Below are 12,702 nucleotides of genomic sequence, written 5' to 3' on the forward strand. Positions count from 1 at the left end.
GGAAGATGTAGCACATTCCCGAAATCTGTTACATCCCGGATGTGTGTCACACCCCCAGGGGCTCCCCCAGGGTCTGGTCCGCGGAAACGTGGCGGATCCGGCCCTGGCCCCCGGACCCCGACAGGACCTGCCGCTGGAGACGGTCGATCTCGTCGAAGGGCGGGTGGGGCTCGATCTCCCACAGAGCGAGCCCTCGCATCTCCTCCTGGCTCCTGCCCAATGCCTGGATCATCAACTCCTTGGCCGCCACAAATCGCGCTTCGCGGTCGTAGATCGCCACGGGCTGCGGGAGCTGCGCAAGCGAGGCGGGCCGCCGGGTGCACGACGGCGGCTCCGCGCTCCCGGGTCCCTGCCCGGCGATCGTGCTCGCGGGCACTGTACTTCTGCCGCCTCCACGACGACGAGGAAGCCACCGAGGCCCTGCGGTCCGGCAACATCGACCACACTCCAGATGCCCTCATCGCCGTGACAGCCGAGGTCGAGGGCTGCACCCCAGTCACGAACGAGAGGCGCCTGACCAACCGCGCCAGTGATCGCGGAGTTGAAGTCCTGACCACCCGACAGCTCCTCGCAGAACTGGGCTTTCATCCCGGCTGACGCAGCGGCAGCGGACCCTCCCCGTGCGTGCGCGATGCGTGAGCGGACTGTCCGGAACGGTGCGTCATGAGCCGGATGAAAGGCTAAACAGCGTGGCGCTGATCAGGCGAAACAGCACCACGATGCAGCGCCGAGCACCACCCGGCAAGATTCGATCCCACTCCCAAAGCGGGTGTCGCAGGTTCGAATCCTGCCGGGGGCACAGCAGGCAGGGCCGGCTCAGGAGGGGTTTCCTCCCGAGTCGGCCCCCTCAGTCCGAGGCCTCTCCCTGTCCTCGCGGAGGGCGGCTCCCAGTCGACCAGCGATCGCACGGTCGAAGTCGCCGTCATGTACTGACGGATCTGTGCTGTGATCTGCTGCGACTCAACACGGATGCCTTGTTGCGTGACTATCCAGGAGCGCGCTCCGGAGCCTTGGAGCCTGTCCCGAATAGTCACCTGGCGGTTACCGGGTCGGTGACTGTAAGGGGGAGCGGTCCGCCGGGCATCGGCTGGCTGTCGCTGCCGGGCAGGCCGTAGCCCACGGTCTTGTAGGCCTGGTCCTCGAGCCTGAAACCGATGGTGTAGGTGCCTGGTGCGGTGCCCTGCGGCAGGGTGAAGTACCGGTCCAGCGGGCCGGAGAAGGTCGTGGGCACACCGCCGTACCCGATCGAGTAGGCGTGCCCCGAGGCGTCGACCAGGTACAGATCGAGGCCGTTCACCCCGGCGGTGGAGGCGGACACGTCGATCGTCAGCTTGATCCATGTCTGGGTGTCATTGGCCGCGACAGTACCGGGGGTGACCGTGACCGCGTCCACCGTGGGCAACACGGTGTCAGGGATGTTGGTCAGTGCCGCACCGAAGTGAAAAGGGCATCCGCTGGGGCGGGTGCCCCCTCGCAGCCGAAGCCTGAACTCGAGGGGGCCGTCGCGTCACCTTCGCCAGAGCAGGTGGTGCATCACGCCGCTCGCGCTGGGCACGACCTCCAGGTGGAACCGGTCGAGCAGCTCCTCAGGGGACTTCCAAAGGCGTAGTCCGGACCCGAGCTTTACCGGCGAGACCGCCACATGCATGGTGTCGACGAGGTCGGCATCAAGGAACTGCCGGATAGTGGTGACACCGCCGCCGAGTCGGACGTCCTTGCCCTGCGCCGCTTCCCGCGCCCGTTCGAGGACCGTGGCCGGGTCGTCGCCGACGAAGTGGAACGTGGTGTCGGAGAGCGTGAACGACGGACGCTCGTGATGAGTCATGACGAACACCGGCGTGCGGAACGGGGGCTCCTGGCCCCACCAGCCGCGCCACTCATGGTCCTGCCAGGGCCCGCGCTGGGGCCCGAATTTGTTGCGGCCCATGATCTCGGCACCGATGTTGCGTGCGAAATCTCGCGTGAAGTAGTCGTCCAGGCCCCGGCTCCCCCCGGGAGCCGTGCGCATGGGCCAACTCGCCGTGGCTCCGGCCCAGACGAACAGCCTCTCGGGATGGTCGAGGCCGAACGGCCTATCGAGACTCTGGTGCTCACCGGCACCGATTCCGTCACTCGAGACGTTGAAGTTCATCACTCTCAGCAGTTGATCCACGTCTGTCCTCGTCAGGTCCTGCCGCGTCATCGTGTGGCGAGGCGCCGCACACCATGACGTCGAACAGGACGTGGCCGGATCGACAGCGGCCCGGCACTTTCCCCAGGACGCGTCAGGGAGCAGCCACGTTGTCGGTGTCGCCGTGGCGGACACGAACGGCATCGAGGTGGCGGGGCGGCCGCCGCAACGCCCACCTGCGTCGTAACGGACGTCAGCGCACACCCAATCGCCACGACCGCCGTGCTGGTCTGATCACGGCGTCGGAGCCCTCCCGGATAGTCCCGGTCGCTGGGCTGAGCCCACGTCAGTTCAGCAGGCTGACGACGCCCTTCGCGCGCGATCGCCTTTACGGAACATTGGATCGATCATCACTATGTGATCGCACTATCCTCCCCTCGATCACATGGATCACCGGTCTGGCGCATCGTCAGCGCACCGGTTCCAGGGAGGCATCTTGTTCCCCATACGCACGCGTCGGGCCGTGGAACGGCTCGTCGCCCTGGCCACGGGCACCGTCCTTGGCCTGAGCGCCCTCACTGTCACTGTCTCGACCGCCGGCAACGCAGCAGCGGCGACCGCCTGGGCCGAACCCAGCGGCGTGACCGCGCAGACGTACAGCAAGTCGGTGGGCGCTGTGACCGGCCAGCTCTTCTCGGAGCTCGTTCCCATGGGCGGGGCCGAGTACCGGCAACTGCTGGATATCGGCCACATCAGCGGCGGCAGCGGCGACGACTTGCTCGCTGTCACCGCTTCCGGGCAGTTGCGGCTTCACCCCAGCAGCTACACCCGGCCCAGCGCAAAGTACATCTCGCTCGGCGGCGGGTGGCAGACCTACAACCAGGTCATCGTCGTCGGCGACCCGAGCGGTGACGGCCGGGCCGATTTGATGGCCCGGGACACGCACGGCCGGCTCTGGTACTACCCCAGCCGGAACAGTCTCAGCGACCCCTTCCAGCCGCGGATACAGGTCGGCACCGACTGGAATATCTACGACCAGCTCATCGGCGCGGCACGCTTCGACGGCACGGCCCGCGGTTCGCTGCTGGCGCGCGACCTGTCCGGCCGGCTGTGGCTGTACGACGCCGCCTCGAACGGCTCGCTCTCCGGCCGACGGCAGATCGGCACCGGCTGGAACGTGTACAACCAGCTCATCGGCCTGGACTGGAACGGCGACGGCCACGGCGACATCATCGGTCGCACCGAGGCAGGAACGCTGTACGCCTACTACGCGAACGGAGCCGGAGGCTACGCCGGTCGGGTCCAGGTCGCGACCGGCTTGGCGAGCTACAACGCCATCGCAAACGAAGGCCACCAGCCGGACTTCGGCAAGGGGCAGATCATCGGCCGGGATGCCAAGGGCAAGGTGTACGCCTATACAGGGTCGGAGAACGGCACCCTCAGCGGCCGCCAGACGATCGGGTACGGATACACGCCCGCCGACTTCCCGCTGATGACGTCCACCGTCGCCCCGGACGACAACGGCCAGAGTGGACTCGTTGTCACCACCAGCGGCGACTTGCTGCTCAACCTCGAGGCGACCGGCACGTCCAGCTTCCCTGCGGAGCACTACACGGCGGTGGCCGGCCCCGGTGACCTCAACGGCGACGGCCACGCGGACCTGATCACCCGTGACAGGGGCGGCGACCTGTGGTTCATCGCAGGGGTCAAGGGCGGCGCGGTCACCGGCAAGCCCGTCTTCATCGGCGGCGGATGGAACACCTACAACCGGATCGTCGGCGCCGGAGACCTCACCGGCGACGGCATCGCCGACATCGTCGCCACCACGCCCGGCGGATCCCTGTACCTGTACCCGGGCCTGGGGAACGGCAAGTTCGGCAGCCGAAGGTACATCGGCTACGGCTGGCAGGGCTACACCAAGCTGGCCGCACCGGGCGACCTCACCGGGGACGGCAAGGGAGACCTGGCCGCCGTCGACTCCGCCGGCCGCCTGTGGCTCTACCCGGGTCTGGGCAACGGCCACTTCGGCACCCGCACTGAAATCGGGACCGGCGGCTGGAACGGCTACCACGACATCTCCTGAACCATCGTCGCGGACGCTCCGGTGCACGAACGGCACGCGTGCCGGAGCAGGGGCGACCCTGAAGCGGGTGTCGCAGGTCCGAATCCTGCCGGGGGCGCAGACAGAAGGGCCGGCCCAGGGGGCCCTCCCAAGCCGGCCCTCAGCCGTTTCAGGTGCCGTGCCGGGGCCGACGGGGCCGCGGTCAGAACAGCCACACCCCGAAGGCCGCGACCGCCAGGCCGACGGCAAGGAAGACGCCCGCAGTGACGGTGAGCGGAACCAGGTGCTTGCGCCGACGCTGCGGATCGAGGCTGCGCCATGTGCTGCGCACCGCGTACATCCCGACCAGCGCGATCACAAAGCCGAACATCACGGCCAGCAGCCCGAAGGACTTGGCCCAGGTGTAGGGGTGGTCCGGGTTCGGGGTCCGCACCGCGGCGAGGTCGGTGGCGCTCGGTGCTCTCACTCGTCCTTCTCATCCTTCATCAGGTCCTGGAGGTCGGACTCGATACCGGAGCCGGCGGCGTAGACGCCCGTGTTGCATGTGGTGCTCACGGTGTTCTTGTGGGCGCCGTTCGTGAGCTTCGCACGGTCGGTCTCCGAGGGTCTCTCCGTGGGGGCTGCCGTGCTGCTCCGGGGCATTGGTCGACGCCGTGGTTCTGGGCGTCGACCTAGGCACCCGTGGCGGCGTTGGTGAGCGTGTCCTGGCCGATCGTCGACGGGTCCCGGCCGGCGATGACGTCGAGGTCAGCCATTGTGAGCCAAGGAGACGGCGGTTGAGTTTTCGCCTCGTCGTGTCTCGAAACCGCAGGTCAGCGGTGTGACGCGGTTGTTCCCTTCTGGATCTGTGCCGACGGCCACAGCAAACGGGATACGCGTAGGCTCATACTGAGCCATGACAAAGCCTGCTGCACCGAAGCGTCATCTGCCTACCAGCCCCTTCAAGGCCCCGGTCACACCGGCTCCCAAGCACTTCGCCATGGGCGATCAGGTCACACACGACGTCTACGGCCTCGGCCGGGTGATCGGCATCGAGGACGGAATCGCGACGCTGGTGGATTTCGGCTCGGCACAAGTGCGGATCTTGAGCCCGTACGCGAAGATGACCAAGCTGTAGGACCGCTGTGCCCGGTCACGGCACACCAGGCCCCTTCAGGGACCTGTCACGAAAGAGAGACCTCTCATCGATCTGATGCCGCTGTTCTCCGCCCTGGACGGGCAACCCCGCTGCTCCACCGCAGCATCGCCGCCTCCGACGACGAAGCCCTTCCGGGCCCCTGACTTCGGGCAGGACGAGACCTGGCCGATCGAGGACGCGGAGGAGCCCACCTCGGGCTGAGGCAACTGGCCCGCGCCGTGTCCGCTGCTGCGGTGAGGAGTGCCTGCCTCGCCGGTTCGGCTTAGCCCGCGTACCGATACGCGTCGGGACGACTCGCCGGAACTTGAATGGACCCCGGCGGGCGTGCCGGGGTCCTCGGTGTCGTGCTGGGGCAGACGTCGATCGCGGCGAACTGGTGGCGAGTCCGGGAGGCGTTGTGTGTAGGTCGCGTCGGCGTGCTGCGTGCAGTCGCAGGCCCGGCCCGGCCGGCGGCCTCCTTCGCTGACGGTGGGCGTTCAGCCGGCGCCTTCGTGATCAGGTCGTGGTCTTGGGCCGTGGCTCGCCGCCTTGGGCGCGCAGTTCCTCGTTGATGCGCTGGGCTTCTTCGAGCTGGTCTTCGAGGATGACGATGCGGCAGGCGGCCTCGATCGGGGTGCCCTGGTCGACGAGTTCGCGGGCGCGGGCGGCGATGCGCAGCTGGTAGCGGGAGTAGCGGCGGTGGCCGCCTTCGGAGCGCAGGGGGCTGATCAGGCGGTGTTCGCCGAGGGCGCGGAGGAAGGCGGGGGTGGTGCCGAGCATCTCGGCGGCGCGGCCCATGGTGTAGGCGGGGTAGTCGTCGTCATCGAGAGGGGTGACGGGGCGGGTACTGCGAGGGGGCATAGACCTCTTCTTCCAAGGGACGCGTCGGGGGGCCCGAGTGCCGTGTCGGCACCCGGGCCCCGAGCTTGCAACACCATCTACCGGCAGACTGCGCCGGCCCTCTTTGTCCGCAGGTTCCGCCTGGGAGGGCGGGGCTGCGGGGATCGCGAATGCGTGACCGGGGACCACCTTCCAATCCGGGGCCTGCGGTACCCGGGCGGACTTCTTCCTCGCCCGGGCGATCCTGATGGCGTTCTGCTCCTTACCTTCGGTTACTGCGTCGTACTGCTGGTACCGCGGGCACTGCTCGCGGCCCCATGGGCCGCTTCGTGCCGGCCTGCTTGCACGGCCGTTTCGTGTCTGCCGTGCCCTCTTCGACTTCCTGGTACGACAAGAACAGTAACCTCGTCACGAGGCAATGTCTACTGTCACCGCGATAGATTTTCTTCAAGGGTGATCCGCGGTCTCCTCTCGCACAGACATGCGGAAGAATGCTGTCCCGGGTTGAGTCCCGACTGGGGCCTCTCGTTTGGATCATGCCGGGCGCCACAAGTGATCGCCGGAGGCCGCTCCCCCACCACCCCGGATCATGGCGCCCGAGCCGGTCGGCGACGGCCGAGCTCGGCCGTGACACCCGCAGCCTTCCAGGTCGGGTGTTCGGGTCAACGCCTGCCGGCCGTAGAGCCTCCTCGGGTGCTGTCGTAGCACGGGAATGGTCCGGGGCCCGGGTCCTCCGACGTCACGTGGTCACCACAGCCACACTCCAAGGGCGACGACAGCAATGCCGATCGTGATGATCATCGGCCCGATCGTGTAACCGGCCCACTTCCTTCGGCCTACGAGGTCCCGCACACCGATGGACATGGCTCCACCGACAAGGACGATCAAGCACCCCGCGAGCACGACGAGCGCCGCAAAGAAGGGAACCCAGCCGGGGTCGTAGTTCGGGTTGTTGTGCGCGACCCCGGCAAGGATCATGCCCCCTGGCTCACCGTGCACGAATCACTCGCTCGCTTTCTTGGTGTCCTTGACGAGGTTCTGGGCATCCGACTCGATGCCGGAGCCCGCCGCGTAGACCGCCGTGTTGAGGCCGGTGCCGGCAGAGTTCTTGTATGCGGCGTCGGCGAGCCTGCCCCTGTCGCTGAGGTTCTCGCCGCCGAGGCTGCCGTGCTCCTCCATGTGATGGAAGTGGGCGTCGTTGGCGGCGTTTCCGGTCGCTCCGGTCAGCGCGTTCGTCGCCGCGTCCCACCCGATGGTCGCGCCGTCCTGGTGGTTCCATACGTCAGCCGTGAAGCCGCCGCTGATGTTGCCCAGCGCGCCGTTGACGGCGCTGCCGACCCGGCCCTCGCCGCCGAGGACCTTGCCGGCCGCGCCCGTCAGATGGGCGCCCTCGGCCAGCGCCCCGCCGCCTGCGGTGAATGCGGCCGTGCCCAGGGCCTCCTTGCCGCCGGTGGAGAAATCCTGGCCCACCGTGATCGGCTGCCCATTCAGCGCCTGGTTGAGCATCATGCTGCCCGAGTCCGCCACGAAATTGGTGACGAAGCTCTCCGCACCCTTCTTGAGGAACTTGGCGGCGAACTCGGCCAGCTTCGCCAGCCTCGCCGCCCCTGCCTCGTTGAGCGCACCGAAGCGCTCCAGCAGGGCCGCCACCTTCTCGGCGGCCGAGGTGAAGAGCTTCACCAGGTCGACGATTCTGGCGACCCGCGTGGCCACGGCCGTGTTCGCGACGAGGTCGGAGAGGAAGCCGGTGAAGAAGGACAGCGCCGCGCCGGCCACCTCCATCTCGGCGATCTCGACGCAGATGTCGATGATCTCCTCGTTGATCTGGTCGATCTCGTCGGCGTACGCCCGCAGCCCGTCGGCCACCTGGTGGAAGTTGTGCGCGACGTCGTTGATGAGGTGCTTCTGCTCACCCCAGTGCTTCTCGAAGGCATCGCGCGCCTCACCGTGCCAGCCCTGCTTGTCGACGCCCTGGATCTGCACGTCGATGGCGTGCACGACCTCTGTCAGCTCGGTGCCCATGGTGTCCCAGGCACGGGCGATCGAACGGAGCGTGGCGCCGTCACCACCAGGAAGCTCCACCCCGCACGCCTGGAGGATCTCCAGGACCTTGCCGTCGATCCAGCTGTTGATGCTCACGCCGGGCCTCCTGCCGGTTGGGTCGCGGCACGGAGGTGGTCCATGGCGGTCCGGTCCGAGTCCTTGTAGTTGGCGGCGTTGAGACGCAGCCGGACTCCGTCACTGGTGAGCACCCCGGGCAGGTGCCCGAGTGCCTTGACGGTGCTGTCCAGTAGCGTCTGGTACTTCTCCGCCGCACCGTCGCAGGCGCCGAGCAGGCCGAAGGCTTCTCCGACCTCGGACGCGGTCGCCGCGAAGTCGTCGACCGGGTTCGCGAGGCCCTTCGCTTCCCTGTCGAACTTCCCAGCAAGGTCGGTCAGGGTGTCGGGGTCGACACCGAACTGGCTCATCCTGCTTCCCCCGTCGTCGAGTACATGAACAGACCAGCAGTACTGGAGGCAGCGATCCGCCGGGAAGGGTGGTTTGCGGGTTCAAGACACGATGATGTCGAGCCCTTTGGCCAGAACATCCACCGTCTTGAAGGCGCCGGTGTCATGCGCCGGAAATCATGAGAATCGGTTGGCGACTTCTTTGCGTGCTGCACCGGGGCCCTGCCGCCGCTGTGGAGATCGTCCTCTCCGGGACGAGCGAACAAGACCTGCCCAGCCTCGGGTTGCCCGCTTGGTGTCCGTCATCATGAGGCGGTGACGCAGACTGAAGAAGCTCCCGGCTGGGACGCCATAGACGCAGCCCTCGCACCCTTCTATCCGGGGATCACGCCCTTCCACGTCGGCTACTTCCCACCCAAGGGCTTCGAGGGCGGTGCGCTCCAGGGGTGCTCGGCGTACCCGGCTGAGGGGCACTGGCACTACGTGACCTACGGGCTGAGCGAGCTCTACACCCCCGGCGAGAACGACGATCCCGAGTGGTCGGGGTGGGGCTTCGAGCTCACGCTCCGCGTGCGGCGCGGCAATGAGGAGCGGCCACCCGGGTGGCCGTACGGCATGCTGCAGGAAGTCGCGAAATACGTGAACGGCAACCAGGTCCTGCTGGAGGACGGGCACCGTATCGACTTCCGCCAGCCGGTCACAGGGCACCCCCACCTGGAGGACGCGCCGCCCACCGGACTGACGGTGTTCGCCTTCACTGCCGACCCGCAGTTGGGCACCATCGGCACCCCCAACGGCAAGGTCACCTTCCTGCAGGCCGTCGGCGTCACCGCGGAGGAGAAGGGTGCCATGACGGAGAGCAGCACCGCGCAGGTGCTGCAGACGCTCGCGGCCGGCAATCCACTGCTGGTGACCGATCCGGCGCGAGCCGTATGAGCCGATCGTCACTGTTGTGGGAGCCGGCATGGTGACGGCGACCGTCCGTGAGTGGCACGACGAGGAAGGGTGGGGGGTGCTCGACTCCCCGGAGACACCCGGCGGTTGCTGGGCCCACTACTCCCACATCGAGATGGAGGGGTTCCGCAGGCTGTCGCCGGGACAGCGGGTGGACCTCCAGTGGGAAGCCCCCGGCTTCAAACAGGACGGCTACGACTACCGGGCAGTGAGCATCGTGCCTCGGTCGGCCTGACATCCACACCTGACAGCCGGGGCGCCGCAGGATCCTTCTCCGGGATCACCCTTCAGGTCTGCTCCCCCTGTGGGCCCTGCGGCACTTGCGCCGCGGGGCCCGCAGACTGGCCCGCCGCGCCGGAGGTTCACGGGCGTGATCACCGGCGCCGAAGCAGCTCCCGGCCGCAGTCGCTCCGTCGACCTCGGTACGCGGTGCCCGCCGTGGTCATTCATCGGCGCCGGGGCGGGACGGTCGGTACCGGGCGCCCCGGCACCAAACACTTCCATCACCCCCGAGTCGGCGACCTCACCCTCGGCTACCAGTCCATGCAGCTCGAAGGCACCCCCGGTCACCGCCTTGTCGCCTACTACGCCGACCCGGCGAGTCCCGACCACGACGCCATGGTCCTTCTCGACATGCTCGGCACCCGGCACGCCCCCGAAATCTGCAGCCCAAAGCAACGGCACAGAGCAGCGAAGCCAGGCGAACTAGGCGTTGGGAGCGCAGAGTTCGCCGGTGCTGCGGTTGCGGCAGACGAGCAGACAGAGGTGGCCGGGTCCCTCGTCGGCGATGTCGGCCGGTACTCGGTCGTCGTAGCGGCGCCCCTTGGCTCCGGCCTCGGCTGAAAGCCTCTGCCGGGACCGTTCCGGGAGCCTCCTGATCAGTGCGTCGGCACGGACGTTGGCCGCGCGGGTGGTGATCTGGTGGTCGCGGGCGGCCGCGAGGACCTAGCCGAGCTGCCGTTGCTCCGGTACGGGCCGCAAGTGTGGGCCATGATCGATGGGTGACCAGTGAACCCACGCGGCCGGGCCGCATGAAGTACGTCCTGTTCGACGTCGACGGCACGTTGATCGACGCGGTGAGCAACCAGCGCAAGGTCTGGGGAACCTGGGCGGAGCGCTACGGGCTGGATGTGGACGAGGTCTACCAGGTGGCTCTGCGGACGCGGCCGATGGAGACGTTCGCCCAGGTCGCTGCGGACCGGGATCCGCACGAGTGCCTGGCCACGCTGCACGAACTGGAGGACGAAGACGTCCGATCCGGCGTCTACGCGGCCTTCGACGGCGCGTCGGAGCTGCTGCACGGCCTGCCACCGGAGTCCTGGGCGCTGGTGACCTCGAACTACGAGCACCGGGTGCGCGGCCGATTCCTGCGGACGGGTTTGCCGGTGCCGAGCGTGATCGTGGACGCGGCGGCTGTCGAGGAGGGCAAGCCCTCCCCCGTCCCCTATCTGCTGGCGGCTGAGCAGCTCGGAGCCGAGCCGGGAGACTGCCTGGTCATCGAGGACGCCCCGTCCGGAGTGCGGTCCGGGCTGCGCGCAGGGATGGCGGTGTGGGGGGTGAACACCGCCGCCGCGGTTGAGGGCGTGCATCGCCATTTCGTCAGTCTGCGCGAGGCAGTTCCTCACATCCTGGCCTTCGCGTCCGCCCCTTACGGGAATGCCGCGGCCTGAGCCTCCGCCGGCCCCGGGTACAACTGGGATGATCTCTGTGCGGCTGGGGTGATCACGGCGTCCGAGCCGTCTTGGACAGCCCCCTTCACCGGGTTGAGCCCTCGCTGCTTCGGCAAACCTCGCCCTCGATCAGGCGAGTCCCGCCTCCGGCCGCAGCGGCTTCGACCCGGTCTCCTGCTCCACAGGTATTCAGGGGTGCCTACTGACGCCGCTGGCCAAGGACACAGAACTCGTTACCTTCGGGGTCTGCCAACACGACCCACGATTGCTCACCCTGGCCGATGTCGACACGCTGTGCGCCATGAGCCACAAGACGAGCCACCTCGGCGTCCTGGTCATCAGGCCTGAAGTCGAGATGGAGTCGGCTCTTGGCCTTCTTGCTCTCGTCGAGCCGGACGAATTCCAACCCGGGCAGGCGGTCCGGCTCCGGGCGGATCTCGAACTCGTCATCAGAGGAGTAGACCACGACCCACCCAAGGGCCTCGGCCCACCACTGCCCCAAGGCCACCGGATCTACCGAGTGAACGATTACCTGCTCCCATTCCAAGGTCATCCGCGGAGCCTAGCCGCTGCCAGGGCTTCAAATCAGGCAATACAAAAGGTCGCCGTACCGGATGCAGGCGTCAGCAGCGGTCGACAAGCGTGTGCCGCGGGTGCAGGTCATCGGTCCGGTATCCCCGCCTCTCCTGGAGAGGGGGCGGAGACCGGTGGGTTGTCTGTTGTCAGTCCCCGCTCATCCATGCATCTGGGCTGGGCGTCAGCTTCGCGGAGACGACCGCGCCGGACGAGGCCGCGGCATCAGCCATGAATCGCAGGCGTCCGACGCCGAGCCGTCGCAGCGCCGGACCGTGGTCGACGGCGACGACGAGGGAGACGGCGAGCAGGAGACGTCGCCACAGGAACATCACCGGACGGCGCAGCCCGCAGGGCAGCTCCGCCAGGGAGGCGTGCAGCCGCTCGCAGTGGAGCGGGACGTGGCGCTGCTCGTCAGCGAGAATCCGCCCTGCCACATCCGAAGTCAGCGAGTCGTCGGTGCCATCGCGCAGGGCCCGGTAATAACGCAGTGCCACCACTTCGCCGGTCATGGTCGCCGGCCCGCCGAAAGCCTCACCGCCCTCACTCGAGAGGACAGGGCGCCTGGCTCACTGCATCGTCACGGCCAGACGTTCGCCTGTTCTCGGAAAGAGTCGGGGTCGCTCTCCACAGGTGGTACGCACACCAAATGACCGCCAGGCACTCGTAGTACACGGCACTCCTGCCACTGCGACACCTGCTCAGCACCCAGGGCGATCAAGCGCGCGGTTTCCGCTTCGATGTCGTGGTGCTGTGCGTAGTCGTCGAGGGTGGGGTGCGCACCGGCGGTGTGCCTGCGGCGGATGGTGCAGCGGGCCGACCAGGGGCCGGTGAACTGGCGGGATGCGTATTGCGGCCGGGGAGCCTCCAGCCCGCGACGAGGCCTCCGCGGCGCAATCCTGCGAGCATCGCGCCTGCCCCCGACCGCT

General features: G+C 67.9%; 17 protein-coding genes and 1 pseudogene. 7 read left to right on the forward strand and 11 right to left on the reverse strand.

Annotated elements, in window-relative coordinates; genetic code table 11:
* Window positions 1-46 precede the first annotated feature (46 nt).
* The 3 genes from N8I84_RS17970 to N8I84_RS17980 all read right to left on the reverse strand — a co-directional run bounded on the left by N8I84_RS17970 (window position 47) and on the right by N8I84_RS17980 (window position 2,152).
* Window positions 47-376 (reverse strand): PAS domain-containing protein, encoded by a 330-nt coding sequence (locus N8I84_RS17970; RefSeq protein WP_263230485.1) that lies wholly within the window; start codon window positions 374-376, stop codon window positions 47-49.
* A 654-nt stretch (window positions 377-1,030) separates the two neighbouring features.
* Window positions 1,031-1,405, reverse strand: a complete 375-nt coding sequence (locus N8I84_RS17975) for a hypothetical protein (protein WP_263230486.1) — start codon at window positions 1,403-1,405, stop codon at window positions 1,031-1,033.
* 102 nt (window positions 1,406-1,507) lie between these two features.
* A complete protein-coding gene (locus N8I84_RS17980) occupies window positions 1,508-2,152 on the reverse strand; it encodes a dihydrofolate reductase family protein (RefSeq protein ID WP_263230487.1) in 645 nt (214 codons plus the stop codon).
* Window positions 2,153-2,606: 454 nt separating this feature from the next.
* Here N8I84_RS17980 and N8I84_RS17985 point away from each other — a divergent pair, with 454 nt between their 5' ends.
* Window positions 2,607-4,193, forward strand: a complete 1,587-nt coding sequence (locus N8I84_RS17985) for an FG-GAP repeat domain-containing protein (protein ID WP_263230488.1) — start codon at window positions 2,607-2,609, stop codon at window positions 4,191-4,193.
* A gap of 181 nt (window positions 4,194-4,374) precedes the next feature.
* Here N8I84_RS17985 and N8I84_RS17990 read toward each other — a convergent pair whose 3' ends face one another.
* Window positions 4,375-4,638 carry a hypothetical protein gene (locus tag N8I84_RS17990; RefSeq protein WP_263230489.1) on the reverse strand — a complete coding sequence of 88 codons (264 nt, stop codon included), beginning with the start codon at window positions 4,636-4,638 and terminating at the stop codon, window positions 4,375-4,377.
* A gap of 429 nt (window positions 4,639-5,067) precedes the next feature.
* On the opposite strand from N8I84_RS17990, the gene N8I84_RS17995 reads away from it, so the two are divergent.
* Together N8I84_RS17995 and N8I84_RS18000 are read left to right on the forward strand one after the other, a co-directional pair.
* Complete coding sequence (locus N8I84_RS17995) at window positions 5,068-5,289, forward strand: hypothetical protein (protein WP_200420795.1); 222 nt, start codon at window positions 5,068-5,070, stop codon at window positions 5,287-5,289.
* Between the two features lie 75 nt (window positions 5,290-5,364).
* The gene (locus N8I84_RS18000) at window positions 5,365-5,511 is read left to right on the forward strand and encodes a hypothetical protein (RefSeq protein ID WP_263230490.1); all 147 of its coding nucleotides are present in this window, start codon (window positions 5,365-5,367) and stop codon (window positions 5,509-5,511) included.
* A 294-nt stretch (window positions 5,512-5,805) separates the two neighbouring features.
* Here the strand turns inward: N8I84_RS18000 and N8I84_RS18005 are convergent, their stop codons facing one another.
* The 4 genes from N8I84_RS18005 to N8I84_RS18020 all read right to left on the reverse strand — a co-directional run bounded on the left by N8I84_RS18005 (window position 5,806) and on the right by N8I84_RS18020 (window position 8,597).
* The gene (locus N8I84_RS18005; RefSeq protein WP_263230491.1) at window positions 5,806-6,150 is read right to left on the reverse strand and encodes a MerR family transcriptional regulator; all 345 of its coding nucleotides are present in this window, start codon (window positions 6,148-6,150) and stop codon (window positions 5,806-5,808) included.
* A 726-nt stretch (window positions 6,151-6,876) separates the two neighbouring features.
* Window positions 6,877-7,107: a hypothetical protein gene (locus N8I84_RS18010; protein ID WP_263230492.1), complete on the reverse strand. Its 231-nt coding sequence runs from the start codon at window positions 7,105-7,107 to the stop codon at window positions 6,877-6,879.
* Between the two features lie 24 nt (window positions 7,108-7,131).
* A complete protein-coding gene (locus tag N8I84_RS18015; RefSeq protein ID WP_263230493.1) occupies window positions 7,132-8,268 on the reverse strand; it encodes a WXG100-like domain-containing protein in 1,137 nt (378 codons plus the stop codon).
* A complete protein-coding gene (locus N8I84_RS18020) occupies window positions 8,265-8,597 on the reverse strand; it encodes a WXG100 family type VII secretion target (RefSeq protein WP_263230494.1) in 333 nt (110 codons plus the stop codon). Before N8I84_RS18020 ends, N8I84_RS18015 begins: the two co-directional genes overlap by 4 nt.
* Before the next feature lie 294 nt (window positions 8,598-8,891).
* On the opposite strand from N8I84_RS18020, the gene N8I84_RS18025 reads away from it, so the two are divergent.
* The 4 genes from N8I84_RS18025 to N8I84_RS18040 all read left to right on the forward strand — a co-directional run bounded on the left by N8I84_RS18025 (window position 8,892) and on the right by N8I84_RS18040 (window position 11,200).
* Complete coding sequence (locus tag N8I84_RS18025) at window positions 8,892-9,512, forward strand: suppressor of fused domain protein (RefSeq protein WP_263230495.1); 621 nt, start codon at window positions 8,892-8,894, stop codon at window positions 9,510-9,512.
* Window positions 9,513-9,540: 28 nt separating this feature from the next.
* Window positions 9,541-9,765, forward strand: a complete 225-nt coding sequence (locus N8I84_RS18030) for a cold-shock protein (RefSeq protein WP_263230496.1) — start codon at window positions 9,541-9,543, stop codon at window positions 9,763-9,765.
* Window positions 9,766-9,968: 203 nt separating this feature from the next.
* Window positions 9,969-10,373, forward strand: coding sequence for an MmyB family transcriptional regulator (locus N8I84_RS43140; protein ID WP_390898911.1), 405 nt, complete (start codon window positions 9,969-9,971; stop codon window positions 10,371-10,373).
* Between the two features lie 158 nt (window positions 10,374-10,531).
* Window positions 10,532-11,200 carry an HAD family hydrolase gene (locus N8I84_RS18040; protein WP_263230497.1) on the forward strand — a complete coding sequence of 223 codons (669 nt, stop codon included), beginning with the start codon at window positions 10,532-10,534 and terminating at the stop codon, window positions 11,198-11,200.
* Window positions 11,201-11,399: 199 nt separating this feature from the next.
* Here the strand turns inward: N8I84_RS18040 and N8I84_RS18045 are convergent, their stop codons facing one another.
* The 3 genes and pseudogenes from N8I84_RS18045 to N8I84_RS43145 all read right to left on the reverse strand — a co-directional run bounded on the left by N8I84_RS18045 (window position 11,400) and on the right by N8I84_RS43145 (window position 12,671).
* Window positions 11,400-11,753: a VOC family protein gene (locus N8I84_RS18045; RefSeq protein WP_263230498.1), complete on the reverse strand. Its 354-nt coding sequence runs from the start codon at window positions 11,751-11,753 to the stop codon at window positions 11,400-11,402.
* Between the two features lie 169 nt (window positions 11,754-11,922).
* A pseudogene (locus N8I84_RS18050) lies at window positions 11,923-12,285 on the reverse strand (ferritin-like domain-containing protein); the annotation flags it as partial.
* Between the two features lie 68 nt (window positions 12,286-12,353).
* The gene (locus N8I84_RS43145; RefSeq protein WP_390899037.1) at window positions 12,354-12,671 is read right to left on the reverse strand and encodes a VOC family protein; all 318 of its coding nucleotides are present in this window, start codon (window positions 12,669-12,671) and stop codon (window positions 12,354-12,356) included.
* Between the last annotated feature and the right edge of the window lie 31 nt (window positions 12,672-12,702).

It is taken from the genome of Streptomyces cynarae, from assembly GCF_025642135.1.
GTDB lineage: Bacteria > Actinomycetota > Actinomycetes > Streptomycetales > Streptomycetaceae > Streptomyces > Streptomyces cynarae.